This window comes from Flavobacterium sp., assembly GCF_044341265.1.
GTDB lineage: Bacteria > Bacteroidota > Bacteroidia > Flavobacteriales > Flavobacteriaceae > Flavobacterium.
The window spans coordinates 128,316-153,623 of record NZ_JBIISA010000005.1 but is presented as its reverse complement, the minus strand read 5'-3'; the positions used below and the strand labels follow the sequence as shown (position 1 = coordinate 153,623).

General features: G+C 31.1%; 23 protein-coding genes and 1 other RNA gene. 5 read left to right on the top strand and 19 right to left on the bottom strand.

Translation table 11 applies throughout. The features are described 5' to 3' along the window. Window positions 1-147 precede the first annotated feature (147 nt). The 10 genes from ACIQ06_RS03990 to ACIQ06_RS03945 form a co-directional block, all read right to left on the bottom strand. The gene (locus ACIQ06_RS03990) at window positions 148-789 is read right to left on the bottom strand and encodes an alpha/beta hydrolase (protein ID WP_396143985.1); all 642 of its coding nucleotides are present in this window, start codon (window positions 787-789) and stop codon (window positions 148-150) included. Between the two features lie 9 nt (window positions 790-798). Then, the gene (locus ACIQ06_RS03985; protein WP_396143984.1) at window positions 799-1,125 is read right to left on the bottom strand and encodes a hypothetical protein; all 327 of its coding nucleotides are present in this window, start codon (window positions 1,123-1,125) and stop codon (window positions 799-801) included. After that, window positions 1,125-2,378, bottom strand: a complete 1,254-nt coding sequence (locus ACIQ06_RS03980; protein ID WP_396143983.1) for a dihydroorotase family protein — start codon at window positions 2,376-2,378, stop codon at window positions 1,125-1,127. Before ACIQ06_RS03980 ends, ACIQ06_RS03985 begins: the two co-directional genes overlap by 1 nt. Further along, complete coding sequence (locus ACIQ06_RS03975; RefSeq protein WP_396143982.1) at window positions 2,375-4,303, bottom strand: BatA domain-containing protein; 1,929 nt, start codon at window positions 4,301-4,303, stop codon at window positions 2,375-2,377. The genes ACIQ06_RS03980 and ACIQ06_RS03975 overlap by 4 nt, the downstream gene beginning before the upstream one ends. Window positions 4,304-4,416: 113 nt before the next feature. Beyond that, a complete protein-coding gene (locus ACIQ06_RS03970) occupies window positions 4,417-5,760 on the bottom strand; it encodes a DEAD/DEAH box helicase (RefSeq protein ID WP_396143981.1) in 1,344 nt (447 codons plus the stop codon). A gap of 67 nt (window positions 5,761-5,827) precedes the next feature. Beyond that, window positions 5,828-7,585: a WG repeat-containing protein gene (locus ACIQ06_RS03965; RefSeq protein WP_396143980.1), complete on the bottom strand. Its 1,758-nt coding sequence runs from the start codon at window positions 7,583-7,585 to the stop codon at window positions 5,828-5,830. Between the two features lie 77 nt (window positions 7,586-7,662). Further along, window positions 7,663-9,444 carry a hypothetical protein gene (locus ACIQ06_RS03960; protein WP_396143979.1) on the bottom strand — a complete coding sequence of 594 codons (1,782 nt, stop codon included), beginning with the start codon at window positions 9,442-9,444 and terminating at the stop codon, window positions 7,663-7,665. A gap of 200 nt (window positions 9,445-9,644) precedes the next feature. Next, a complete protein-coding gene (locus ACIQ06_RS03955; RefSeq protein ID WP_344816113.1) occupies window positions 9,645-10,703 on the bottom strand; it encodes a nucleoid-associated protein in 1,059 nt (352 codons plus the stop codon). A gap of 57 nt (window positions 10,704-10,760) precedes the next feature. Then, on the bottom strand, window positions 10,761-11,306 hold the full coding sequence (locus tag ACIQ06_RS03950; protein WP_396143978.1) for a hypothetical protein: 546 nt from the start codon (window positions 11,304-11,306) through the stop codon (window positions 10,761-10,763). An 83-nt stretch (window positions 11,307-11,389) separates the two neighbouring features. After that, complete coding sequence (locus ACIQ06_RS03945; protein ID WP_396143977.1) at window positions 11,390-11,779, bottom strand: VOC family protein; 390 nt, start codon at window positions 11,777-11,779, stop codon at window positions 11,390-11,392. Between the two features lie 151 nt (window positions 11,780-11,930). Between ACIQ06_RS03945 and yaaA the strand changes: the two genes are divergently transcribed. Then, the gene (gene yaaA / locus ACIQ06_RS03940) at window positions 11,931-12,692 is read left to right on the top strand and encodes a peroxide stress protein YaaA (RefSeq protein ID WP_396143976.1); all 762 of its coding nucleotides are present in this window, start codon (window positions 11,931-11,933) and stop codon (window positions 12,690-12,692) included. Here the strand turns inward: yaaA and ACIQ06_RS03935 are convergent, their stop codons facing one another. From ACIQ06_RS03935 to ACIQ06_RS03915, 5 genes are all read right to left on the bottom strand, one after another. After that, window positions 12,693-13,040, bottom strand: coding sequence for a hypothetical protein (locus ACIQ06_RS03935; protein ID WP_298302209.1), 348 nt, complete (start codon window positions 13,038-13,040; stop codon window positions 12,693-12,695). A gap of 248 nt (window positions 13,041-13,288) precedes the next feature. Beyond that, window positions 13,289-13,858 (bottom strand): anthranilate synthase component II, encoded by a 570-nt coding sequence (locus tag ACIQ06_RS03930; protein ID WP_396143975.1) that lies wholly within the window; start codon window positions 13,856-13,858, stop codon window positions 13,289-13,291. A 97-nt stretch (window positions 13,859-13,955) separates the two neighbouring features. Then, entirely contained in the window at window positions 13,956-14,519 is a 564-nt protein-coding gene (locus tag ACIQ06_RS03925; RefSeq protein ID WP_396143974.1) for a YceI family protein, read from the bottom strand. A gap of 37 nt (window positions 14,520-14,556) precedes the next feature. Continuing rightward, entirely contained in the window at window positions 14,557-15,189 is a 633-nt protein-coding gene (locus ACIQ06_RS03920; protein WP_396143973.1) for an NAD(P)H-dependent oxidoreductase, read from the bottom strand. A 7-nt stretch (window positions 15,190-15,196) separates the two neighbouring features. Further along, window positions 15,197-15,655 carry a MarR family winged helix-turn-helix transcriptional regulator gene (locus ACIQ06_RS03915; RefSeq protein WP_396143972.1) on the bottom strand — a complete coding sequence of 153 codons (459 nt, stop codon included), beginning with the start codon at window positions 15,653-15,655 and terminating at the stop codon, window positions 15,197-15,199. Between the two features lie 137 nt (window positions 15,656-15,792). On the opposite strand from ACIQ06_RS03915, the gene ACIQ06_RS03910 reads away from it, so the two are divergent. Continuing rightward, the gene (locus tag ACIQ06_RS03910) at window positions 15,793-16,107 is read left to right on the top strand and encodes a rhodanese-like domain-containing protein (protein ID WP_298302197.1); all 315 of its coding nucleotides are present in this window, start codon (window positions 15,793-15,795) and stop codon (window positions 16,105-16,107) included. A 4-nt stretch (window positions 16,108-16,111) separates the two neighbouring features. Here the strand turns inward: ACIQ06_RS03910 and ACIQ06_RS03905 are convergent, their stop codons facing one another. From ACIQ06_RS03905 to ACIQ06_RS03895, 3 genes are all read right to left on the bottom strand, one after another. Continuing rightward, window positions 16,112-16,537 (bottom strand): hypothetical protein, encoded by a 426-nt coding sequence (locus ACIQ06_RS03905; RefSeq protein WP_396143971.1) that lies wholly within the window; start codon window positions 16,535-16,537, stop codon window positions 16,112-16,114. Between the two features lie 110 nt (window positions 16,538-16,647). Beyond that, window positions 16,648-17,046: a transfer-messenger RNA gene (gene ssrA, locus ACIQ06_RS03900) on the bottom strand. Between the two features lie 71 nt (window positions 17,047-17,117). Next, window positions 17,118-18,323, bottom strand: coding sequence for a serine hydrolase domain-containing protein (locus ACIQ06_RS03895; RefSeq protein WP_396143970.1), 1,206 nt, complete (start codon window positions 18,321-18,323; stop codon window positions 17,118-17,120). Window positions 18,324-18,522: 199 nt separating this feature from the next. Here ACIQ06_RS03895 and ACIQ06_RS03890 point away from each other — a divergent pair, with 199 nt between their 5' ends. The 3 genes from ACIQ06_RS03890 (at window position 18,523) to ACIQ06_RS03880 (ending at window position 23,755) form a co-directional block, all read left to right on the top strand. Further along, on the top strand, window positions 18,523-19,725 hold the full coding sequence (locus tag ACIQ06_RS03890) for an NAD(P)-dependent oxidoreductase (RefSeq protein ID WP_396143969.1): 1,203 nt from the start codon (window positions 18,523-18,525) through the stop codon (window positions 19,723-19,725). Between the two features lie 128 nt (window positions 19,726-19,853). Next, window positions 19,854-21,953 (top strand): glycoside hydrolase family 97 protein, encoded by a 2,100-nt coding sequence (locus ACIQ06_RS03885; protein WP_396143968.1) that lies wholly within the window; start codon window positions 19,854-19,856, stop codon window positions 21,951-21,953. Window positions 21,954-21,979: 26 nt separating this feature from the next. Further along, window positions 21,980-23,755 carry an MFS transporter gene (locus tag ACIQ06_RS03880; RefSeq protein WP_396143967.1) on the top strand — a complete coding sequence of 592 codons (1,776 nt, stop codon included), beginning with the start codon at window positions 21,980-21,982 and terminating at the stop codon, window positions 23,753-23,755. Window positions 23,756-24,010: 255 nt separating this feature from the next. Here ACIQ06_RS03880 and creD read toward each other — a convergent pair whose 3' ends face one another. Continuing rightward, complete coding sequence (creD, locus tag ACIQ06_RS03875) at window positions 24,011-25,303, bottom strand: cell envelope integrity protein CreD (RefSeq protein ID WP_396143966.1); 1,293 nt, start codon at window positions 25,301-25,303, stop codon at window positions 24,011-24,013. Window positions 25,304-25,308 lie beyond the last annotated feature (5 nt).

Here is a 25,308-nt window from a genome sequence, read left to right as displayed (position 1 = left end):
CTACAATAAAAAACAGTTGCAAAAAGTAAAACGCTTATAACGGATGTATAAAATCCTACTATAAGCGTTTTTTTATTCTCTAAAAAACGGTGCTAATCAAAATAAACGATGTTTTTCAGTGCCCTCGTTATTAATGAGCCATTTTTTTTATCTGTTTTGTAACCAATTTTTAAAATCGAAGAAATTTTGTGGTGCAACACCATGTCCAACAGGATATTCTTTATATACAATATCAATTCCAAGTTCTTTAAGTTTTGGAATTGAATTTCTTGCCCAATCCACAGGAACAACTTGATCTACTGAACCATGAGAAGCAAATATTTTTAACTTAGATAAATCATTTTCTTTGAAATTATCTGTAGCAATTTCTTCATTAAAATAACCACTCATTGCAACGACACGTTGTACTTTTTGAGGATAAGAAACAGCAATGGCATAACTCAAAATGCAACCTTGACTAAATCCAATAAGTGTTACATCATTGGCATCAATAGCATAATTTGCAACTAATTCATCTATAAATGTTGCTATCAAATCTCTAGATTGTTGTGCCTGACCGATATCTGAAAATTTGTTTTCATCAGCATCAAAGTTAATAGCATACCAAGCGTAGCTTCCATACATCATATCATATGGAGCACGAGCAGAAACTATATAGTATTCCTCTGGTAATTCTGATGCAAAAGAGAATAAATCTTCTTCATTACTTCCATATCCATGAAGTAAAAGCAGTAACGGATTTTTGTCTTTCTTTATTTTGGGTTCACGAACTAAGTGATGTAATGTCATTATATAAAATTAAATATTTTTAAACCATTTTTGAAACAATCCACCCAGTAATGGCAACTTGATAGTTTCACCGCGAGCAGCTGTAAAAATTCCATAAATCGTTAACACAGAAATAAAAATCCACATTGGTGCTGCAACCATAATGCTTTCAAAATGACTTATAGAAATACCCAAAACTACAAATGTTAAGGTCAATCCTAATCCTTGTCTAATATGGAATGAAGCAAACGGATTTTTGTTTTCCGAATTCATTGATAGTGCAATTAAAACACCAATTATCAAAATGTAACTAGTTATTGCAGTTGATTTTCCTTCATCAATTGTTTTCTTGTCCATTAAGCTAAAACTAATTTATTGTTGTTGTAAATTCCAATTACTTTTCCTTTCATTTTTGTTCCAAGAAAAGCACTGTTTTTTGATTTTGATAAAATATGCTCTTTAGTAAAAATCCATTCAGTATCTGTAGTGAATAAAGTGATATTGGCTTTATTTCCTTCAGTTATTTCTGTTTGATTTAGATTGAAAATAGTACTACTTGAAGTAAGTTTTTCTACTATTTTTTCTAATGGTAAAACAGTTAACAATGCTCCAAAAGCACTTTCTAAACCAATAGTTCCGTTTTTAGCCAAATCAAATTCCATTTTTTTGTGTTCAATATCCATCGGATTGTGGTCGGATGTTATGGTATCAATGGTATTATCTAAAATTCCAGAAATTAAAGCGATTCTATCATTGTCTGTTCGCAATGGCGGTGCAACTTTAAATCTAGTATCAAATCCTTCTAATTTTTCATCCGTTAGTACCAAATTATGAACGGCAACACTGCAGGTAACTTTTAGTCCTTTTGCTTTAGCATTTCGAATAAGTTCTACCGATTTTGCAGTTGAAATGGTTGGAATATGTAATTTTCCACCGGTGTATTCAAGTAAAAACAAGTTTCGAGCAACTATCAATTCTTCTGCAAGATTTGGAATTCCTTTCAAACCTAATCTAGTTGATACAATTCCTTCGTTTACAACGCCACTTCCTTTTATTTTTTCATCTTGACAAAAAGCGATTACCAAGCTGTCAAAATCTTGAACGTATTGCAATCCAATTTTAAGCAAATTAGCATTAGACAAACTTTTCCCATAATCACCAAAGGCAATCGCTCCAGCATTTTTCATGTCATAAAGTTCGGCTAAATCGGTTCCTTCGCTATTTTTTGTTAAAGCACCAATCGGAAATAAATCAGTTGCAGTATTGTTAGCTTTTTGTTTTACAAATAAAATCTGTGATTGGTTATCAAGAATTGGAGCAGAATTTGGTTGAAGCGCTACAGCAGTAAAACCACTTTTTGCAGCTACATTCAATCCGTTAGCAATAGTTTCTCTGTCTTCAAAACCTGGTTCTCCAAAGGAAACACTGCTATCAAACCATCCTTGAGAAAGATGTAAATTAGATTGTTTTATTTCTTCATAATCATCAGAAGGCGAGAGGTTGGTTCCTATTTTTTCTAAGATTCCATCATTGATTTTTACATCAACTACCTGATTGTGAAACGGACTTTTTGAGTCGATAATCTTGGCTTCTCTGATTATGATTTTCATTTTACAAATTTTTGAATTAAAACTTCCAACGTGATGAATAGCAAGGCTAAAATAACGAACCATTTCCAAAGTTGATTGTCGGCTCGATTGGCTTGTAGCGTATCAAATATTGCATCTACATTGCTTATCTCCTTGTAATCACTTACGGCATCTGGATTAGCGTTAGCTAAATTACTTTCGGTTCTATTATAATTAAAACTTAAATTTTCTATGGATTTAGAGGAATTATAAATCTCAAAGTTTCCAGCTTCTTTCGGGTTATCATTGAAAGTCAACTTTACTTTGTCGTTTAATATTTGTTGCACCGGAATAAAACTTTCTGTACCGTTTTTAATGTTAACGATTTCGTCTTTGCTTAATGAAGTCTGTGCAATAAATGGTTTGTTATCTCCAATTACTATAGCATTAATTCCGGCTTTCTGTGCGTTTTGTCCCATGTTATAAAAAGTTGGAACAATAATAGGAGAATTCTGAAAATTACTATTGATTTTGTTAATTGGAGCAGCAAAAACATAAACAGACGAAATACTATTTTGAATAGCACTCAAAAAGGAAGTTTGATCACTATAGCCCAAAACCATAGGTGCAGAGCTGCTTATTTCAAAGGAGTTTTTTGTATTTGGATATTGAAAGTTGTCAACTTTTTTCTCAAAAACACTACTGAATAAGGGATGACTAAAATTAATTTTTGTAACCATTTTTTCCTTATTAGACAAAGCTTTAAACTGAACGCCACCAAAATTGGATAAAAAACCATTTAAGTTGGTTGTGCTGCTTTCTTCATTTGGAATTAAAACTACATTGCCGCCTTTTTCTACAAATGATTTTAATGTGGTTTGAAGTGCTTGTGGAATATCTTTCAGTTCGTTTAAAACAATGGCATCTTGTTTGTCAAGTAAATTATAATCTAATGATTGAAGTGAATAATTGATATAGTTGAATTCTTCAGGAGTATAAATTCTTGATAAAAAACTACTTTTTTCAGGTTCACCAATACTAATCACATTGCTTTTTTCAGGTTTTGAGATACTGAAGTAGTAATTGTTGTCATATTCCAAACTGTTATCAACTATAGCAACATAACCATGAAAATCTTCTTTTGGAATGGTGAAATTGATGGTTTTTGTTTTGGATTCAAAATTGACTAAAGTCTTGGCAGCCAATTTCTTTTTGTTGTACAAGGCAATTGGAATATCTTTGAAATCGTCTCCATAAGCATCTAATTTTACACCGATTTCATAAAAATTATCCATCGTTTGATTGATGTAAACACTATCAATAGCGATGTTGTCGGTTTTTTCAGCTTCTGGAATTATGAAATATAAATTTTTGTCGTCTTTGATATTTTTAACTTGATTAGGTTGTAAACCAACACCATCAGTGATTACAACAATGTCTTTGTTGAAAGCCGATTTGTGGGCTTTTATTTTGGACAAAAGATTATCCAATTGAAATGGAGAAGCACTGTATTTCAGGTTCTGAAGTTCTTTCTGAATAGATTTTATATCAGTATTCCAAAAGTTGTCAGAGCATGTTATTAAGGAGAAATTTGCATTTTCTGGTGTATGTTCTAGTAAATCTTGAACGGCACGTTTTAGCAATTCGCCTTTTTGACCTTTTGCTTGCATACTGAAAGAATTGTCAAGAACGATGTACAATTCATTAGTAGCATTTTTACTGTCTTTGGCTTTAAAAAAAGGTTGTGCAAAGGCAATTATCAAGAACGTTAATAATAACAATCTTGTAGCTAAAAGTAAATATTTTTTGATTTTAGAACTTTTTCTTGTTTGAACAACAAGTTCTTTTAAGAATTTTACGTTGGTAAAATATTCTGTTTTGAATTTTCGCAACTGAAAAAGATGCACCAGAATCGGAATGACCAATAAGAATAGGAAATAGAGAATTTCTGGATGTTTAAACTGCATTTCTATATAGAATTTGTCAAAAGTAACAAAAAGTTTAAAGGTTTAAAAGTTTAATCCCGAAATTTCGGGATAAAAGTTTCATAAAACTGCCAATTGTAACTGATAACTGAAAACTATTTCTTCTTCTTAGCAGCTCTCTTACGTTCTACGCCACGATTTCTAGGTTCTGTTTTTCTAGGTTTTGTTTTTGCTGGTCCACCAAGATTTACTTTTTGATTTTTCTTAGACTTTTCGTGAAAAGCATCACCACCTTCAATTTTGGGTTTCTTTAAAAGTTGTTTTACTTTTTTTCTATCTTTTTCAAATTCTAATAATCTTACGGCTACTTCAACTCCTTCTGGAAAATCTAAAAATTTGATTTCTTTTTCCATTAAGATTTCCGCTTGAATTTGAATTTCTTCTTCACTCGGACTTATAAAACTGATTGCAATTCCCGATTTATCAGCACGACCTGTTCTACCAATTCTGTGAATGTATTGTTCTGGAATTTCAGTAAATTCAAAATTGATAACATGAGTAACATCAGAAATATCCAAACCACGAGCCATTACATCTGTTGTTATAATTCCTCTTAATTCGCCAGCTTGAAACGAAGCCATGGTATTCAAACGATAATTTTGTGATTTATTAGAGTGAATTACACCAAATTGCTCTGGATATTTTTCTTCAATACTATTGGCAATTAAGTCAACAGTCTTTTTATTGTTGGCAAAAATTAAAACTCTTGAAGTACTTTCGTCAGTATCTAAAAGATGATTTAATAGATTTAGTTTGGTTAAAAAATTAGGTGCATAGTAACCCAATTGTTCAATTTTTTCTAATGGAGTTCCTGAGGCCGCAAGTGAAACTTCTTCAGGTAATTCAAAATATTCGTCAAGCATGGCATCTACTTCATCAGTCATGGTTGCAGAAAACAAGATGTTTTGACGTTTGTTTTTCATCATCGTCAATAATGAAGTCACTTGGGTTCTAAAACCTAAATTTAAGATTTCATCAAATTCATCAATGACTAATTTTTGCAACGAATCAAAACGGATTACGTTGTCTAGACCCAAATCCATAGTTCTTCCTGGAGTTCCAACAAGAATATCGATTCCTTCGTAAACGGCTTTTTTCTGTGTGTTAATGTTAACGCCACCATAAATGCCTAGTGTTCGCACCGACATATATTTGGTTAAGCTTTCAATAACTTCAACAATTTGAACCACCAATTCACGAGTAGGAACCAAAATCACTACACGAGCCGAATCAGTATTTACAAACTTCCATTGTTTTAAAAGAGGTAATAAATAGGCTAAGGTTTTTCCTGTACCAGTTTGTGCAATTCCCATTACATCACGTCCCGACATAATAACAGAAAACGATTTTTCCTGAATTGGAGTAGGAGTAGTCAACCCCATTTCGTCAATTGCTTTTTGTAAAGATTTAGGAAGATTAAATTGCTCAAAAGTATTCATTGCGTCTAATTTTTTGCAAAGGTAGGGAATTCTTTTTTGGGAAGGAAAAGGGCTTGATATTCATTTCCTACTTTACAACCTTTCCATATTCATCAATAATAACTTCTTTTCCTCTTATATAAGCTTTTGCTGTTAGTTTTTTCTCAGCGTTGTAGTTGAAATCGGTTGGTTTTTCATAATAGAAATGGGTTATTTCTTTTCCAGAAGTATCTATATATCCGTATCCAAAATCAAGTTTGGCAATGCAAAAACCATTTCTATAGCGGTAAATTTCATCATATTTTACAGGAGTAATTTCTTTTCCATCTTTGTTTAGAACACCATATTTTGTATCGATTCTAACACGATAAAATCCGTAATCAATCGTTTCGATTTCATCATATATAAAAGAAGTCATAAGTTTACCATTGGCATCCAATAAACCCAATTTTCTGTTTCTATTGGTTTTATCATTGGCATCAATAAGAGTGGCTACAATGGTATTATCAACTGTAAAGTATAAATCATCATATTTACAAGGAATTACTACAATTCCTTTACTTGTAATGACTCCATATTTTTTGTTTTTTATAAGTGTGCCCAATTCGTTTCTAGATTCTTCCCAAAAAGAATCATATTCGCAGGGTAATACTACTTTATTATTTATATCTATTAAACCATATTTAGTGCCTTTTTTTACAGTGAAGAGTTGATTTTTCCAATCATAAATTACATCATAATTTTTTCCAATTTCTTCAAAATCCAAATTCAAAATGTAGTGTTTGTTGCTGTCTCTATAGCCAGTAGTTCGATAATATTTGTTGTATGGATTTTGAGGCATCGAACCATATTTAAACTTCGAAATTTCATTTCCGTTTTTGTCTATGGCACCACAACCATCAGTTTTACAGGTCCAATATTTTCCAGAAGGATAGTAATTTTCAATAATGTCTTCGAGATTGCTATAAATAGGTTGTGTTTTTATTTTAAAATTCGAATCAATGATTCCGTAAAGTGTTGTATACTTATCTATATTTTCAATAGCATCTTTAGTATAAAGATAAAAATCATTTTTGTAAATTAAGTCCGTGTAAATGGGTTCAATTAGACTTTCTTCTTTATAATTTATCAAACCATATTTATCAGTTTTTTTAATCTTAAAAACATTCTTTTTTATAGGAATCAACTCTTCATATTTTGGCTCTATTGCTAGTTTATCATTTTTAAATCCCCATTTTCCGTTGCGTTTTATCGTGTAGAAACAAGTTTCGTCTTCTCTATCGTTTCTAGTATCAAACATTACATAAGAATTAAGATTGTAGTTATCACCATAGCTAAGAATGGCTTCATATACAACTTCCAAAATTGGAGTACCTAAAGTATCAATTATACCAGCTTTGTTGTTTTCAGTAACATAAAAACTGTATTTCCCATAGAAAGGATAATTGGTTTTGGCTATATAGTTTGCATCTAATCTTGAGGCGTGTGATACAGTAATGCATTTTTCAGAAGGAAGGAAATCGGTTGGTTTAAAAGGTTTTACTCTCAAGTTGTATTGGTGTAAAAGTTCACCATTTTTATTTCTTAAAATAATAGTATTGTGTCCGTAATTTCTTGGTCGGATACTACTTATTGGCTTAATGGCATCTTGATGATCTACTCGGGCTTTTTCATAATTATTATAGTCGATCTCAATCATTTGAATTCCATTATAAAAATTATAATAAATGGTGTTAGGCCCTTTTTTATCTTTGTCAAATTCCAGGGAAGACATCGTAATTTGACCATTTGAATTCTCAAAAATAAGCAATGATAAAATTGTAAATATGTAGTTTTTTAAATGCATTGAAAATACTTTTTTTGTTGTGAAACTATAAATAATATTCAATAAATAGATTGATTTTAACAAGATATTAAAGGTGTTTATTCATAAGGCAAAATATAAGGTTGCCCAATTTGGAAGTTATTCAAGTTGATATCGGTGTTTTGAAACGTATTGGTTTTAATGATATTACTACCATCAATAGGAAGTGAAGGATAATAGGAAAACGAAAATTGAAAACTATTGAAAACTAGATAATTGTTATTGATTAAGACACCAAGTCCAATTTGAGAATACATTTTATTGCTGAAAAATTTATGATTTCCGTTGTCTAGAAATCCGATTGTGAAATTCATAAACGGACTCAAATTGAAACCATACCAGTTTTTTGGATTGTAAGATTGGGTTTGAAACGTAGTTAGAAATTTTTTCGTTCCCACAAGTGGTGAACTATTAAAACCGGGAATTCCGTTCACGTCAATTAAGTTCAATCGGTCTTTTGGAGTATTCAATCGATTATTTCCTAAAACTAAAACTGGTCTAACAAATTGTCTGAATTTCCAACTTCCAATCGAAAATAAGTTGGTAAAGTAATTGGTTTCAATTTTGATGGTGGTTTGTTCCGTTTTTCCGTTATTAAAGAAGGAACCATATTCTATGTTGGCACTTATGTAACCGAAATCAAGATAGTCACCATAGGAAAATCTTCCACCAAAATAGGCTCTGTTTAAGTTGTTTTTATTTTCAAAACCGCCAGTGAAGGAGAATACTTTTCCGTAAGGAATATCTTCAATCACACCAAAACGGAACAAGTATTTGTCTTGATAAAACTGCTGACTAGAAATTCCGATGGTAGCTAAATAGCGTTTTGATGAATTGGCGAAACGAATAGGATCGTAGCTAAGTTCGGGTTGTTTCAAGTAAGTTGTGTTTGTAAAACCTAAAGCAGTAATTAGATTAGTAGCTCTCGAGAAATCGGAATTTCCTGCAAATATTTTACTCGAATGTGCTGCCCAAAATTCATAGGTTTTTATTTTAAAATTTTGAGATGAGGTAACCAAACTTGAATTGGTCATATTTTCGTTATAAAATCTATAATCATAATAAAAGCCACCAGCCAAATGTGTTAAAGCAGAATAAAAAGGTCTTTCAATTCTAGCAGTTTTATAAGTATTGTTTAGCAAATCTGTTCTTGAGGAAACAGTTGCATTTACAAACGAATTTTTAAAATTACGAATCGTATATCTCGAGTCGTAAGCAAATGTATTATTTGTAAAACTTCGAATATAATCTAAGCTAACTTCATGTCCTAAACCAAAAAAATTACGTTCTGTAAGTTCTAGATTGGCTTTAGAATTTGAAAAAGCACCAGTTGGAATCAAACTCCAAGTATCTAAAACTCTTACAGAAATATCTATAGAATCTTGACAATTTTCTATTGCGATTGGTTTAATAACAACACTTCTAACAAATCGTTGGCTCCTTATTAAACGTTCAGATTCTTTTACAAGTAAGGAATCTAATTCTTGATTTTTTTTAAAAAGCAATAAATTTCTAATGGTCCATTTTTTACTTTTGATGTGTAAAGAGTTTCCAAAACGTTCTAATTTTTTTTCTGGAACTTCTTTTTCATTTTCGGCAGAATATCCAAAAGGATCTGTTGTTTCAATAGTTATATTTCGGATGATTCTACAATTGTATTTTTCAAAAGATTTCTGAATAGGAGAGGCGCCTTTTTTCTTTTGTTTTTTTGCAGCTTCTGTTTTTTTGGGTCTAAACATCAACTTGTGCATCAGTTTGAAGAATTTTCTTTCTTTAGAAAAATCATCAATTTTTTTGTAAACACTATCCGATTTAGTAGGAATGGTATTTTGAGCTGACAAAATTTGACAACTAAATAGCAATATCACTAAATAAAGATAATAGCGCATTTTTCTAGGTTATTATTAAATATAACGATTTAAAACTTAAAAACTGAATGTTTAACATTTTAGTATAAAAAAAATCCTCAATTGCTTTTACAATAGAGGATTAATTTTTATTTTTCACTGAACACTGAACACTGAACACTGAACACTGAACACTAACTCTTCTGTTCTTTATTAAAGTAAACTAAATAGTAATACATTTGTTTTTCTTCATCCCAACCTTTTTCTACAAATTTTTCGGCACTTTCCGGATTAATAAAGTCTAATTTAATCTGAATGTTGGTATCAAGATTAATAACGTTTTTAATCGATTTTCTTGCGTCAGAAACCGCGGCATTTGCTATTGGAAATGATGTTACATCTTCAATACTATATTTCTCACCTCTATCCGCTTTATAGTTTTTGAATTCTGGAATCAAATCAGGATTATCCATTACTTCATTTAAGAAAGCTGTTTCTTCAAAATTATCGTTTTTAGCAAAATGATTTACCGCACGATTCATAAACATAACTTCTTGCTTTTTATCTTCGGCAGGAAAAACCACTTCTTTTGCAAACTCTTGACAGAATTTTAAATACTTTTTAGTCATGAAATTCTCATCTTGAAAAGCATCCACTGCAAGGAAATGTTCCAACCAATAACGTGCATCATAACGATTGCTATCAACAGTCAAAATTTTATATCCTTCTTCTTTTTTGTGATTAAAAATCAAACAACCTTTATCCAGTTTATTTAAGTTAATTCCTTCTTGAAGAACCATTTCTAAATTACTATCTTTTTCTTCAAATTGAAGGAAATCAGTACGCAATTCACTTTTGAAAACACCAATAGCATCTACAACGTTATTATCGATAGAAACATTGGTTAAATAAGTCACATAAACTTCTCCGTTTTTGATGTGCGGATGATTGGATTGTTCAAAAAGGTGATTGGTTATTTTTTTAGAAACTTCATGCACCGAACTTGGATTTGTAAAAATCTCAGTAGCTAAATTGAACATATCGTTGTATTCCAAATCAACTTCATGCGCAAATTGAAAGTAGTTTTCTTCTTTTTCACGAAATGATTTAAAGAAATATTCCTTCAATAAAGGAACAATTTCATCGTTTAATCCGTATTGGTTTTCTGATAGAAAAATGGCTTCGTTACGGCTTTTATTTCCAACTCTATGGATGGATAAAGATTCTATGTGGGTATTAAAAAGGTTGATCATTTATTTTTATAATTTTTGAAGTCTATTTTCTATTCTCTTTTTTCTATTTTCTCAAATTTAATTCCAATTCTCCTCAAATCCGTAATCTTCAAAGCTGTCGTCACTTCCAAAAGCATCTAAATCGTCTTCATCTAAATCGTCTTCAAATTCGTTGTAGCTTTCTTCCTCTTCAAAATCTGCTTGAAAATGTTTTTCCATAGCTTCTGCAGGCATTTCACCATGAGAAAATAAAAGGTTAGGGTAAACCATTCCAACTTCAACTGAATCTTCAACTGCGGCAAGTTCAACTAAGAATGTCCACATATTGATGAAATCATAAACATAAATGATTTTAGTGTTTTCAGTATCTAATATGTCATTCAGCTGATAATCACTCATAATTTTGTTCTCACCAGGAACATCACCAGAGTCAAACATTGGGATTTCATCTTCTTGATTCCAAGTGTCGTCACAAGTGTAGAAAGATGCAACTTCTAATCCATCAAATCCAAAAGCATTTACGATTGCATTGTGCAAATCTTCTAAAGTGTCGTTTTCAAGTATAGCAATATCTCTGAAAATATCTTCTTCTGCATCGAGAATTACTCTAAATTTATAAACCATGATTCTATTTTTTTGAAAGGTCAAAGGTAAAATATAAATTAGAAAAACGAATTACGAAATGCGAATTGTTGATAAGATTTTACTCAAACTTCATAAAACTCTATCGGTAAATCATCTGGATCATTGGTGAAGAAAAAACGTTTGTTGGTGTATTCGTCAATTCGAATTTCTTCAGCAAAAAGATTGTTTTCTAAAATGTAGTTTCTTGTAATCTCAATGTCATTAACTTCAAATGCTAAATGACGCAATCCAGAAGCTTCAGGTCTTGATACACGCTTTGGAGGATTTGGAAACGAGAATAATTCGATGCAATAATTATCATTTAATGCTAAATCTAATTTATAGGATTCGCGTTCTTTTCTGTAAATTTCTTGAATAATTTTTAAACCTAAAATTTCAGTGTAGAAATGTTTAGAAACTTCATAATTTGAGCAAATAATGGCGATATGGTGGATTTTATTGAGCGATAGCATATAATCTTGTAAAAAGGTAAAAATAATAAATTCTGTTGATAGTTAAATCGAAACTAATCATTTTAACGTATTTAATTTCAAATTGAAATTTGTATTTTTGACTCGAGCCATTTTGATGGCGAACAGACGAAAAAAACATTAAAAATAAGTCATGAAAATCGTAATATCACCAGCCAAATCATTGGATTTTGAAAGTCAATTACCAACAAAATTGTATTCAGAATATAGTTTCGTAAAGCAATCGTTAGCCATTGACAAAGTTTTGAAAAAGCAAAAGCCAAAACAATTGATTGAATTAATGGATATTTCTGATAAGTTGGCGGATTTAAATTGGCAAAGAAATCAAGAACGAAATCTTGCCGAAATGACTGTTGAAAATGCTAGACCAGCAGTTTTTGCCTTTAGTGGTGATGTTTATATTGGATTAGATGCTTATTCGCTTTCAGAAGATAAAATAAACGTTTTGCAAGACAAACTTAGAATTTTGTCAGGATTGTATGGATTATTGAAACCACTTGATTTAATGCAACCTTATCGTCTCGAAATGGGAACTAAACTTCCGGTAGGAAAAAATAAAAACCTATATGAATTTTGGAAACCTTTAATTACAAAACAATTAAATGCTGAACTTCAAAAAGAAGAATTGTTTGTTAATCTTGCAAGCAATGAATACTTTGATGCTGTTGATGTAAAGACATTAAAAGTCACAGTAATTACTCCTGAATTTAAAGATTACAAAGACGGAAAACTAAAAATGATAAGTTTCTTTGCAAAGAAGGCGAGAGGTATGATGGTTCGCTACATTATTGATACCAATGCAGAAACAATAGAGGATTTAAAAGGGTTTAACTACGAAGGATATGCTTTTGATGCTAATTTAAGCAAAGGGAATAAGTTGGTCTTTACTCGCTAATTAAACATACAAATATTCTTGATATTCTCTAATGGTTTCTCTTGTGGCTTTTCTTTGGTCACGAGCTAATTCTCTCATAGATTCAACTCCTTTCTTTGCACATCGTTTTACTTTAGTTAATCTTGAAGAGAATTCTAAAAGTTTGTTTGCATCTTCTGGTGCTAGTTTAGTTTTGAGTTCATTTACAAAATCATGAAATTCATTGACTACTTTACTATTCTCATCATACTCAGTTTTTAGTTCAACTAGTAGTTCATCAATTTCATTTGTAATGTCTTTGCTAATATCTTCACTTTTTTTGCAAAGCTCTTTAATGATTCTCTTCTCATTATTGTTAAAAAGTCCCATAACTATTTGAATTAAAATTGATTAAAAACTAAATGTACTATCTCAAATTTAATTAATTATCTTCTTCATTTCATATTCTGTTGATAACTAGTTGTTTTAGTTAATAAGAATTGAAATTTGAAAGTTTTTTCTAACAAATATCAAGTATTTTGATTTTTTGTAGTTATAGTAAAAATCTATAGTAATTCTTTAAATAATTATAATTCAGAATTATATATCAATTTATATAAAGTAAAAATTTATATTAATTAATTTGATAACCAATTTTCCAAAATGGTTTTTCCGTGTGGTGTTAAGATGCTTTCAGGATGAAATTGAACACCTTTTACATTGAAGTGTTTGTGTCGGATTGACATAATCTCGCCATTTTCTGCAACAGAAGTTATTTCTAAATCTTTAGGAAAATCAACAGGATTGATAACCCATGAGTGATAACGGCCTACTTCGAGTTCTTGCGGTAAGTTTTTAAATAAGATTTCATCAGTAACAATTACATTAATAAATGAAGAAACACCATGATGAACATTGTCTAAATTAAGAAGTGAACCACCAAAAACTTCGCCTATGGCTTGTTGACCTAGACATATTCCAAGTATTTTTTTACTTGAAGCGTAAGTTGATATAACTTTATTTAAAAGTCCTGATTCTGATGGTATTCCGGGTCCAGGAGATAGAATTATGTCATCAAAATATTTTAGTTCTTCAAGTTCAAATTCGTCATTTCTAAGTACGATTACATCACAGTTTAGTTCTTCTAAATAATGAACTAAATTAAATGTAAAACTGTCGTAATTATCTATGAGAAGGATTTTTTTCATTAGGCAAATATAATCATAAGTTAGTTTCTAAAATGCATAAAAAAAACCTCAAAGATTTCTCTCTGAGGTTTTCTTAGTATAGCAATTTTTCCCTTTTTTAGAACTTTAATGACACTGTTAATTCGAAATCATCGTTAATTGTTTTATCACCTAGGTTTTCAAAAAAGTTACCAGAATTATATTTAATTCCGTATTTAGTTCTGTCTACTTTAAACGTTGTTGTAGCAGTATCTCCTTTTACAGTGATGTCAAATTTTACTGGAGCAGTTACATCTTTAATTGTCAAATCTGCAGTTACAGTGTATACACCATTTCCTTTAGAAGCAATTTTTTTGAAAACTAATTTTGAAGTTGGATATTTGTCTGTACCAAAGAAATCGTCAGCTTTTAAATGACCATCTAATTTTGCAGCATATTCACCTTTAATATCTGTAGCTGTTAATGAAGTCATGTCTACTACAAATGTTCCGCCAGTTAATTTTTTACCTTTAAAAATTAAGTTTCCACTTTGAATGTTTACTGTTCCACTATGTTGACCAGTTACTTTTTTTCCAACCCAGTTGATAGTACTTTTAGAAGCGTCTACTTTCTTAGATTGTGCTGTAGCGATTGTTGAAACTGCTACGAATAATGCGATTGCGATTGTTTTTAAATTTTTCATTTTCTTTTAAATTTGAGTTATTGATTTTAATTATTAATTATATTGTTACAAATAATTCTTCTTCAGATTTACGCACTTTTGCGTAATGTTGTGTAGCATCTTCTTCATGACGATATCCAATTGTTGCTACTAGTGATGCGTTCAAACCTAATTTTTCAAGACCTAAAATTTCATTGTATTTCTCTGGTTCAAAACCTTCCATAGGTGTTACATCTATCTTTAGTTCGGCAGCAGCGTTCAATAAATTTCCTAGAGCCAAATAAGTTTGTTTTGAAGTCCAAGTATTTTTTACATCTTCTGGAAGTGAAACCAATTTAGATTTCATAAAATCTCCATAACCTTGAAGTGCTTCTAAAGGCAGATTTCTGGTTGTTGCCATGTTGTTAATAGTTGCATCAATTTCTTTTTCTCCAAAGTTGATAATGTTTGCAAAAACTAATAAATGAGAAGCATCAACAATTTGAGATTGTCCCCAAGAAACTGGCTGCAATTGAGCTCTTAACTCTGGATTTTCAACAATTAATACTTTATAAGGCTGTAAACCATAAGAAGATGCAGATAAACGAATTGCTTCTTTTAAACTTGCTAAATCTTCATCAGAGATTTTTTTTGTTGCATCAAATTTTTTAGTTGCATAACGCCAATTAGCGTCTTTTATAAATTGTGTCATAGTAATTTTATTTAAGGTTTCTGTATTTTTCTAATAAGGTGTTTAATTCAACTAATTCTTTTTGGTTCAGATTTGCGGCAAATAATTTTTCGTTTTCTAAAACTTTAGGATCTAATTCTTCTAATAGTTCTAGTCCTTTTTCAGTAATTAAAACTTCAATTTTCCTTCTGTTTTCCGGACAAACTTCTCTTGTAACTAGATTTTTTAATAATAATTTATCAATCAATCGGGTAGTATTACTGTTTTTTGCTATCATACGTTCTTGAATGACGCACATATTGGCAGGATTTCCTTTCTGACCTCTTAAAATTCGAAGTACATTATATTGTTCACCTGATAAGTCATAAGGTTTTAATACCTCATTAAATTTTTCAGTAACAACATTTTGGGTAACCATAATGTTTAGGACAACTTTTTTAGCATCATCCATAGTAACATTTGATTTTATTATATCTTCAATTCTCATAATTGTAATTACCAAATTTGTAGGTACAAATGTAAAATTATTTTTATTTGTATATACAAATGTTATGTTATTTTTTTGTTAATACTTTTTATGATGATGTAAAATGAAATTTATAAATTTGGAAAAAAATAATAGAAATGAACTTATCTCAACAAGAATGGGCTTCGCAATTAGAAGCAGATACTAATGCAGTAATTTTAGATGTTAGAACCGAAGACGAATGGAGTGAAGGAATTATTCCAGGTGCAATTTTAAATGATATTTATAAAGGACAAGGTTTCATCTACCGATTAGAAGAACTTGATAAATCAAAAAACTACTATGTTTATTGTAAAGCTGGAGGAAGAAGTGCTCAAGCATGTAGTATTATGAAGCAAATGGGTTTTGAAAACACATTTAACTTAGAGGGTGGTTTTATGAATTGGGAAGGCGAGGTTGGTTTTACAGAGTAAAACTCTATTTTTTTGGAACTTTCCTAACTATAGCATTATAAAATTCTTTAATGCTCTTTCTGTTCAATTGTGTAGTTTTTACCTCAATCAATGTTTGGTCTTTTTCTTTTATGATAAGTTTGTAGGTATAAAATTTATGAACAATTGAATATAGGAATAGTACAATACCAATAAAAATTAATCCATAAAAAAAGAATAGTCTTTCTGAATTGAACATAAAATAGGAATAAATAAAAACAGAAGCGCTTAACAAAAACAATAAAATATTCAAATAAAAGACTCTACTTTTTATTAAGTTAACTCTGTTTATAGAATTAAAAGGGACTTTACTTTTCTTAGAACCTTTGGTTATAATCACTTGGTTATCAGTGATTAATCCAAATTTATCATTGATAAGAATTGTTTCGTTATTTGCTTGAAATGTCGTCATTATTGTAGTTTATATGCATATACGAAGTTGATAATAATTTTGGATTTATTAGGGTAGAATGTTTTCTACAAAAAAGGGATAACTCAGTACAATGAGTTATCCCTTCTTGTTTGTGGAGACGCCGAGAATCGAACTCGGGTCCAAACAAGCAATCAAAAAGCTTTCTACACGTTTAGTCCTCAATTAGATTTTCGTCAAAAAGCAAGGCCAAGAACCGCCACTTTTTGCTTAGCTTTATGAGTGTCAGAAAGGATTTAAAGCGTTACCTTTCCTAGGTTTACTTTTACGGTTCACCTTAACCAACCGCCATAAACCAAGGCTTTTGAGGTGAATCCAGCTTTCCTACCTTGTAGGAACGTGGCAAAATCGTACTAAAATTCGGATTATGCAGCTAAAGCGTAGTTATTTTCGCCGTTTATAAGTTTGAACCTTTGGATTTACGAGCTAAAAGTACAATGCTCGACGTGCTTACTGAATAATTCCACTTGCTGTCAAAACCAGTCGTCCCCAATAATTATTGTGTTTCAATACAAAAATTAGACCACAAAGGTACTACCGAAAAAATCAATAAACAAACACTTTATTCGTCTTTGGCGACAGTATCTTTCAATGTAAATGGATAATCACCAAACAATGCAGACAATCGTTTCATTTGAAAGGTTTTACGAGTAAATTTGTTTGATAAAGCAATAATTACAGCATTTTCTTTTCTTAAAGTGATGTAGCTTGCAGTATTTCCATGCCACCATCCATTGTGATAAAATAATTTTTGTCCAGTATCCCATTCACGCAGTCGAATTCCCAAACCATAATTTTTAGAACCTTTACTTTCATAGCTGTATCCTTTGTAAACTTGTTCTAAAAGATTTTTGCTCAAAAAACCTGGCGCATTTCTAGCCAAATCAAATTTCAACAAATCTCTTGGAGTAGAATAAATATTTTTATCACCATAAACAGCATCAAGAAAATCGAATGGATATTTTACGTAATTATACTTATAAGAAGGTGTTCCTTTTTCTTTTGGAGTAGTTTCGTCAAAAACAAAAGTGTTTTTCATACCTAATGGTTCAAAAATGATTTTCTTCATCGCCTGACTGTATTTCATTCCTGTAACTTTTTCAATAATTAATGCCAAGAGTGCATAATTGGTGTTGTTATAACTAAAATGTGTATCAGTTTTAGTTTCTAATGGGATATTTTTATTGATAATTACTTCAAGTAAATCTTTGTTTGTGAGTGTTTTGTTTCTTCCCCAATTGGCTTTGTCATCACAAAAATAATTGTACTTTTTCATACCACTTCTGTGATTTAATAAAGTTTTTATAGTCACATCTGGATAAGGGAATTTGTCAAAAAGTGTAGTCAATTTTTGATCTAAGCTAATTTTTTTAGCATCAATTAATTTTAAAATTGCTGAGGCTGTTAGTACCTTGGTAACAGATGCAATGTGTAAAGGCGTTTCAGGTGAGTTTAAAATATTATTTTCTTTATCGGCAAATCCATCATATTTTTCATAAATAATTTGACCATTTTTTGCCACAAGAAAACTCATGTTCTCAAAATCATTGGCAAAATTATTAGTAAAGAAATTTTCAATTTCTCTCTTTTTAGTGTTTTTGTATGAATCTGAAAGTTTTGGTAAAGAATCTTCTAGCGGAAGCATTGCATATTCTAAACCAGATTTATTCTTTTTAAATGGATTCTTAATTTTTCCTGATTTATCGCAACTTATAAGTAATAAAAAAGTTAAAGAAAACAATAGATATGTTACTTTGTTATTGGTCATTTTGGGTTTGGTTGAAAAACAAATATAATAAACAAAATGACAAACAAATTTCATGAAATGTTATATTAATTATAAAATTATCAACAAAATATTCCAATTAATTGAAATTCAATAAATAACTTCGATTTTATTTTAGGGAAAAAGTTTTGAAAACGTTTTCGTTACTATTACTTTTGAAGTCTCAAAAAATATAGTTAAAATGAAGTTCGGAATTATAAAAGAAAGAAAAAATCCACCTGATAGAAGAGTTGTTTTTACTCCAGAAGAATTAGTTAGATTAAAAACAGAACATCCAGAAGCTCAAGTAAAAGTTGAAAGTTCTGATATTAGAGTTTTTTCTGATGAGCAATACAGCAATTTAGGACTAGAAGTCGCTACAGATATGACGGATTGTGATGTTTTATTTGGTGTAAAAGAAGTTCCTGTTGATGCTTTAATTCCCAATAAAAAGTACTTTTTCTTTTCACATACCATTAAATTTCAACCTTACAATAGAAAGTTACTTCAAGCTGTTTTAGAGAAAAATATCGAATTGTTCGACCACGAAACAATTGTCGATGCCAGAAATAAAAGATTAATTGGTTTTGGAAGATATGCCGGAATTGTTGGTGCTTACAACGGATTTAGAGCTTTCGGAATTAAATATGATTTGTTCAATTTAGTAAAAGCTGAAACTTTAAAAAGTAAAGAAGAATTAATCGAACGATTACGCAGACCAATGCTCCCAAACATTAAAATTGTTTTAACTGGTCACGGAAAAGTGGGAATGGGTGCGAAAGAAATGCTTGATGGAATGAAAATTAAGCAAGTTTCAGCAGATGATTTTTTAAACAAAGTTTACACGCAACCAGTTTATACTCAAATTGATGTTTTAGATTACAATAAAAGAATCGATGGACAGGTTTTAGATAATCAAGATTTTTATAAAAATCCTCAAGAATATGTTTCTGATTTTGAGCGATTTTCACAAGTTGCGGATATTTACATGGCAGGACATTTTCACGGAAATGGTGCACCCGATATTTTAACAAGAGAAATGCTTAACGCTCCAAAAAATAAAATTCAAGTAGTTGCCGATATTTCGTGTGATGTTAATGGACCAATTGCTTGTACTATAAAAGCATCTACCATTGCTGAACCATTTTTTGGCTATTTACCAAGTGAAGACAAAGAAGTTTCACACACTCATCCTGGTTCAATTATGGTAATGTCAGTTGATAATTTACCTTGCGAATTGCCCAAAGATGCGAGTGAAGGATTTGGAGAAATGTTTATGGAGCACGTGATTCCAGCTTTTTTTAATGGTGATAAAGACGGAATTTTACAAAGAGCAAAAATGACAGAAAATGGCAAGCTAACAGAAAGATTCAAATATTTACAAGATTATGTAGATGGGAAATAAAAGCTAAATTTATTTATTTTCCAATTCAAAACTGAATTATAAGAAATCGATTTCGTTAATAACTAATTATTACGAAATCGATTTATTTTTAGGATAAAATGTATTTTTATAAAAAAATATAATCAAAAATGAGAAAATTACATTTATTGGTATTCTTGATTTCAATTTTATCAGTTGAAGCTCAGAATGTTTCCTCACCATCTAAAACTATTTCTTTAAGTTTTAAATTATCTTCAGATGGAAAACCAACTTATTCGGTAAGTTACAAAACCAAACCTATCGTAAAGGAAAGTACACTCGGAATTGCAATAAAAGAATCAAAAAGTTTAGAATCCAATTTCCGAATAGACAGCATTGGTCAAAAAAGTTTTAATGAAACTTGGCAGCCAGTTTTGGGTGAGCAATCCAATATAAAAAATAGCTACAACGAAATGACTGTAGCACTTTCGCAACCATCAACTGATAGAAGGATAAATATCATTTTCAGAGTTTTTGATGAAGGTATAGCTTTTCGCTACGAATTTCCAAAACAGAAAAATCTGAATTATTTTATAATTTCTGATGAAAAATCGCAGTTTAATTTAGCAGGAGATCACAAGACTTTTTGGATTCCAGGAGATTATGACAGTCAAGAATATGCCTGCAATGAAACAAAATTATCTGAAATCGATAATTCAAAATTAGATTTGAACAACGGAATAGGAGTAAAGACCATCGCAAGTTCTTTTAGAGTGCAATCGCCTTTGATGATGAAATCGGCAGACGGAATTTACATCAATGTTTTTGAAGCTGCTGTTGTTAATTATCCTATTATGCATTTAGATGTTGACACCAAAAACTTTGGATTAACTTCTAATTTAGTACCCAATGCAATTGGAGATAAAGCTTATCTTCAAGCACCTTGTGTTTCACCTTGGAGAACAATTATGATGAGCGATGATGCTCGTGAAATTGTAAGTTCAAAAATGATTTTAAACCTAAACGAACCATCAAAAATTGAAGATACTTCTTGGATAAAACCAATGAAATATGTTGGCGTTTGGTGGGAAATGCACGTTGGAAAATCAACTTGGGATTATGCAGGAAGTCAAAATGCTCAAAATGCAGCCGATGGAAGTTTGAAACCATCAGGCAAACATGGCGCAACAACAGAAAACACTAAAAGATATATAGATTTTGCTGCTAAAAATGGTTTTGATGGCGTTTTGGTAGAAGGTTGGAATGTAGGTTGGGAGGATTGGTTTGGAAATTGGAAAGAAGAAGTATTCGATTTTACAACGCCTTATCCTGATTATAATTTGAAAGAAATTAACGATTATGCTAAATCAAAAGGTGTAAAAATGATAATGCATCACGAGACATCTGGTTCTGTGGCTAATTATGAAAGACATTTGGATAGAGCCTTAAACCTAATGAAAGACTATGGTTATCCTGCAGCTAAATCAGGTTATGTGGGAAGAATTATTCCACGTGGTGAGTTTCACGATGGACAAACTATGGTGAATCATTTTAACTTCGTTGCAAGAAGATTTGCTGATTATAAATTGATGGTCAATTCGCATGAAAGTTCTCGTCCAACAGGATATTCAAGAACCTATCCTAATTATATTGCAGCCGAAGCAGCTCGCGGAAATGAGTTTAACGCTTGGTCTGTAGGAAATCCGCCAATGCACGAAACTATTTTGCCATTCACAAGATTATTAGGAGGACCAATGGATTATACTCCGGGAATTTTTGAAATCAAAATGAGTTTTTATGATAAAACTAAGACAGAACAAGTTCATACTACTTTGGCAAAACAATTAGCGCTATACGTAACGATGTATTCACCATTACAAATGGCAGCCGATTTGCCAGAAAATTATGAAAGATATGCTGATGCTTTTCAATTCATAAAAGATGTTGCAGTAGATTGGCAAGATTCAAAATATCTTGAAGCTGAACCAGGAGATTATTTGACTGTGGTGAGAAAAGAAAAGAATGGAGAACGTTGGTTTTTAGGAGCAATTACTGATGAAAATACTCGTAAAACAGAAATTAAGTTGGATTTCTTATCACCAAATAAAAAGTACCAAGCTATTATTTATCAAGATGGTACTGATGCAGATTGGAAAAATAATCCAAAATCATATGCTATAAAAACCATCGAAGTTACTTCTAAGTCAAAAATTAAATTAAATTTGGCTAACGGTGGTGGAACTGCTATAAGTTTCAAACCAATAAACTAAAAACCAAACCAAACAAACTAAAATTTATGAGTTCAGAACAAATTAAAACAAACTATCCTGCATTATACACGCTGATTACAGTGTTTTTTTTCTGGGGATTTATTGCTGCTGGAAACAGTATTTTTATTCCGTTTTGTAAAAGTTATTTTTCGTTAGATCAGTTTCAATCGCAATTGGTCGATTTTGCTTTTTACACTGCTTATTACGTTGGTGCATTATTATTGTTTGCTTTAGGCGATATGTCAGGAAAAGATATCGTTGGAAAATGGGGTTACAAGAAAAGTATCGTGTACGGATTATTATTTTCAGCACTTGGAGCTGGAGCTATGATTATTGCAGTTGAGGCTAGTATTTATGCCGGAATGTTGGTTGGATTATTTATTGTAGCCTTAGGTTTTTCATTGCAACAAACTGCGGCCAATCCATTTGCGATATTATTAGGTGACCCAAAAACAGGTGCAAGTCGAGTAAATCTTGGTGGCGGAATCAACTCTTTCGGAACAACTATTGGTCCAATTGTGGTGGCTTTGGCTTTATTTGGAACGGCAAAATCCATTTCAGACGAGCAAATAAAAGCTTTAGAATTAAGTAAAGTTGTAATTTTATATATGGGTGTTGGATTGTTGTTTATTGCATCTGCAGCTTTGTTTTACTTTTCTAAAAAAGTACCAAGTGGCATTGCAAATGAACCAATGGAAAAGGCTAACAAAGCTTTAAGAACTTTAGTATTTATGACAGTTTTGTTAGGTGTTATGTTTACGCCAATTTTTCAAAGTTATAAAAGTAAAGAAGCTTTAAAAATTGAATCTTTTGAAAAACAAAAGGAGAATTATATAAAGCAACAAGATGAAATTAAGAAATCGAATGGTATTATTAATGATGATACTGATTTAAAAATAAAAAATTTAGATTCACAAATAAAAGAATTAAAAGAACCGCTTGAACAAAAGAGAATGTTATGGCTTTCTGGAGCTTTATTAGTGGTTTTAGGTGGAATTTTATATTCTTATTTATCTGCTCAAAAAAAACCAGAGGGTTGGGGTGCAATGCAATATCCACAATTGGTATTGGGAATGTTGGCTATTTTTACTTATGTTGGAGTAGAAGTTGCTATTGGAAGTAATCTTGGAGAACTTTTAAAATTAAAAGAATTCGGAAGTTTGCAATCGTCAGATATTGCGCCTTATATTTCTATGTATTGGGGAAGTTTGATGATTGGACGTTGGGCTGGAGCAATTAGTGTTTTTAATCTTCAAGGAAGTAAAAAGACGATAGCTTTAATCATCGTTCCGTTGTTGGCTTTTGGAATTATTTTGGGTGTGAATATCCTTTCAGGTAAAGATATGAAGCCACTTTATTATTATGTAGTTTGTGTTTTAATTCAAATTGGAGCTTTCTTTTTGAGTAAGGACAAACCTGCAAGAACCTTAATGATTTTCGGAAGTTTCGGAATGATTGCTATGTTAATTGGTTTATTTTCTTCAGGAACAGTTGCTATTTATGCTTTCCTTGCTGGAGGTTTGGCTTGTAGTATTATGTGGCCATCCATTTTTAGTTTGTCTATTATCGGATTAGGAAAATATACTTCTCAAGGTTCAGCATTTTTAATTATGATGATTTTGGGTGGTGGAATTATTCCGCCAATTCAAGGAAAATTATCTGATATTATTGGAATTCATCAATCGTATATAATTACTGTAGTTTGTTTTGCGTATTTGACTTTATTTGCTGTTTTAGTGAAAGGTCTTTTGAAAAAACAAAACATTGATGTTGATGCTATTGAAGTAGAAGGAAGTCATTAAGTAGTTGTCAGTTGTCAGTTGACAGTTGACGGTTAGCAGTTATCAGCTGTCAGTTTTTAGTTGACAGTTTTTAGCTGTTACTGAGATTAAATTAAAAACTCCGAAGGAAAATAATTTCTTTCGGAGTTTTATTTTTATTCAAATGGTTGGCTGTTTAGCCCTGATGTAAGGGAAAAGCCTCGCTTCTTTAGCGAGCTTTGGAAAGGCAGCAGGAATAAGTTTTTCAAGAGTTCGCAAACCATTCGCTCCTAATCTTTATTTATTCCATTCAATTTTTCTTGAGAAATACATTACTGAGGCAAGTATTAAGAATAATCCGATGCTTCCTACCAAAAGTGCGTAATCTTCGAGTTGGATGATGACATAAATGAAGGTATAAAGTACTGAAAGTGAGATTGCAATGAAGGTTGGAAATTTTTTGTCTTTTAAAATGGAGATTGAATAAAGCGAAATTAATGCTACAACTGAGATTCCGGCAATTGCATAGGCAAAGCTGAAGGAACTGTGTTCTGTGATGGAAATGAGCAAAGTGTAGAACATAATTAATGCAATTCCAATCATGCAATATTGGAAAATATGGATGCTAATTTTACTGATGGATTGAATTAGGAAAAAGATTAAAAAGGTTAAACCAATAACTAAAAAGCCATATTTGGAAGCACGTTCGTTTTGTTGGTATTCGTCTACTGGAGTAATGAAATCTACTGCAAAGGCGTATTTGCTTAGTTCGGGTAAAGCTTCAAAATTTTCTTGTGAGAATGGTCTGTTAAAATGTAGAATTTTCCAAGTGGCATCGAAACCTTTGTTGGTAATTTTCTTGTCGTTTGGAATAAAACTTCCGTTAAAATTAGGTGAAGCCCAATTAGAGGTCATCTTTGCAGAAGTAGTTTTTCCAATTGGAACAATGCTGATTCTTTTACTTCCGTTGTAAGTGATGCTCATATTGAAATTGGTATTTTTCAAATCGTTGTATTTGAAGTAACCAGTTTCAAGTGATTCTATAGAATCGTTGTTTTGGTTGTTGTGAACCGGTTCAAAGGTAAAACTGTTGCTTCCGAAATTGATTTTTACTTCATCGTTTACACTTTTTAAATTAGTGGTTCGAATGATAATTGTGGCTTTATCCCAAAATACATTTTCATTAGGTATGTTTTTTTTGTAGAATTTGGGTTGGACATAGCTTCCTTTAAATTGCATTTTTGTGGTAAATACATTCGATTTGTAAATGCTTCTTTGCAATGGAGTTTTGATTTCGGCGTTGGATACATTTGAAAGTTCTTCTGGGAAGAAAAATGCATTTTCAACTTGATTTGTAATTGGGTCTTTATAGGGTATTTTTAGAATTGGTCCATAAAAATAGACGCTTTCACCCCATTTGGAAGTGGTTTCGGCAACAACTTCTTTTTGACGTTGACTGCGTTCAGAGATGAGGTCTTGAACAAAGAACAACGGAATTAATAGCACTAAAGTTAACAAACCTACCATAATCATTTTGGCAGTTGTTGATTGAAAGAAACCTTGTTTAGGTTGATTTTGAAAATTTTCCATGATTG

What these genes read in the sequence shown, in the direction of transcription:
- ACIQ06_RS03990 (WP_396143985.1), bottom strand. Translation starts at nt 789, where the DNA reads ATGACATTACATCACTTAGTTCGTGAACCCAAAATAAAGAAAGACAAA.
- ACIQ06_RS03985 (WP_396143984.1), bottom strand. Translation starts at nt 1,125, where the DNA reads ATGGACAAGAAAACAATTGATGAAGGAAAATCAACTGCAATAACTAGT.
- ACIQ06_RS03980 (WP_396143983.1), bottom strand. Translation starts at nt 2,378, where the DNA reads ATGAAAATCATAATCAGAGAAGCCAAGATTATCGACTCAAAAAGTCCG.
- ACIQ06_RS03975 (WP_396143982.1), bottom strand. Translation starts at nt 4,303, where the DNA reads ATGCAGTTTAAACATCCAGAAATTCTCTATTTCCTATTCTTATTGGTC.
- ACIQ06_RS03970 (WP_396143981.1), bottom strand. Translation starts at nt 5,760, where the DNA reads ATGAATACTTTTGAGCAATTTAATCTTCCTAAATCTTTACAAAAAGCA.
- ACIQ06_RS03965 (WP_396143980.1), bottom strand. Translation starts at nt 7,585, where the DNA reads ATGCATTTAAAAAACTACATATTTACAATTTTATCATTGCTTATTTTT.
- ACIQ06_RS03955 (WP_344816113.1), bottom strand. Translation starts at nt 10,703, where the DNA reads ATGATCAACCTTTTTAATACCCACATAGAATCTTTATCCATCCATAGA.
- ACIQ06_RS03950 (WP_396143978.1), bottom strand. Translation starts at nt 11,306, where the DNA reads ATGGTTTATAAATTTAGAGTAATTCTCGATGCAGAAGAAGATATTTTC.
- ACIQ06_RS03945 (WP_396143977.1), bottom strand. Translation starts at nt 11,779, where the DNA reads ATGCTATCGCTCAATAAAATCCACCATATCGCCATTATTTGCTCAAAT.
- yaaA (WP_396143976.1), top strand. Translation starts at nt 11,931, where the DNA reads ATGAAAATCGTAATATCACCAGCCAAATCATTGGATTTTGAAAGTCAA.
- ACIQ06_RS03935 (WP_298302209.1), bottom strand. Translation starts at nt 13,040, where the DNA reads ATGGGACTTTTTAACAATAATGAGAAGAGAATCATTAAAGAGCTTTGC.
- ACIQ06_RS03930 (WP_396143975.1), bottom strand. Translation starts at nt 13,858, where the DNA reads ATGAAAAAAATCCTTCTCATAGATAATTACGACAGTTTTACATTTAAT.
- ACIQ06_RS03925 (WP_396143974.1), bottom strand. Translation starts at nt 14,519, where the DNA reads ATGAAAAATTTAAAAACAATCGCAATCGCATTATTCGTAGCAGTTTCA.
- ACIQ06_RS03920 (WP_396143973.1), bottom strand. Translation starts at nt 15,189, where the DNA reads ATGACACAATTTATAAAAGACGCTAATTGGCGTTATGCAACTAAAAAA.
- ACIQ06_RS03915 (WP_396143972.1), bottom strand. Translation starts at nt 15,655, where the DNA reads ATGAGAATTGAAGATATAATAAAATCAAATGTTACTATGGATGATGCT.
- ACIQ06_RS03910 (WP_298302197.1), top strand. Translation starts at nt 15,793, where the DNA reads ATGAACTTATCTCAACAAGAATGGGCTTCGCAATTAGAAGCAGATACT.
- ACIQ06_RS03905 (WP_396143971.1), bottom strand. Translation starts at nt 16,537, where the DNA reads ATGACGACATTTCAAGCAAATAACGAAACAATTCTTATCAATGATAAA.
- ACIQ06_RS03895 (WP_396143970.1), bottom strand. Translation starts at nt 18,323, where the DNA reads ATGACCAATAACAAAGTAACATATCTATTGTTTTCTTTAACTTTTTTA.
- ACIQ06_RS03890 (WP_396143969.1), top strand. Translation starts at nt 18,523, where the DNA reads ATGAAGTTCGGAATTATAAAAGAAAGAAAAAATCCACCTGATAGAAGA.
- ACIQ06_RS03885 (WP_396143968.1), top strand. Translation starts at nt 19,854, where the DNA reads ATGAGAAAATTACATTTATTGGTATTCTTGATTTCAATTTTATCAGTT.
- ACIQ06_RS03880 (WP_396143967.1), top strand. Translation starts at nt 21,980, where the DNA reads ATGAGTTCAGAACAAATTAAAACAAACTATCCTGCATTATACACGCTG.
- creD (WP_396143966.1), bottom strand. Translation starts at nt 25,303, where the DNA reads ATGGAAAATTTTCAAAATCAACCTAAACAAGGTTTCTTTCAATCAACA.